We start from the raw sequence: 211 nt of genomic DNA, 5'->3' as shown, positions 1-211 counted from the left end.
GAGATTCGTTTCATCAACGCCATCATGGCTCAGCAGAATAATGACAGCGCTATCGCAGAATATCTCTACAACCTGAGTGTTTCACCAAATGCGACTAAAGAGTTCGATCGTGGCGGCTTCTGGTGCTGTGTAGGTAGTGGAACAGAACGTCATTCAACATTAGTTGACGGAATTTACTACGAAGACGGTAACGACATTTATGTTGCTCAAT

1 protein-coding gene is annotated in these 211 nt (G+C 44.1%); it reads left to right on the top strand.

Features of this window, described 5'->3' with window-relative positions; genetic code table 11:
- Positions 1–211 (top strand): beta-L-arabinofuranosidase domain-containing protein (locus CBI42_RS12435; protein ID WP_142294194.1); only part of this gene is annotated, 211 nt, incomplete at both ends.

This window comes from Streptococcus sp. KR (genome assembly GCF_002238115.1).
In the GTDB taxonomy this organism is placed as follows: domain Bacteria; phylum Bacillota; class Bacilli; order Lactobacillales; family Streptococcaceae; genus Streptococcus.
This window is presented reverse-complemented; position numbering and strand designations above follow the sequence as displayed.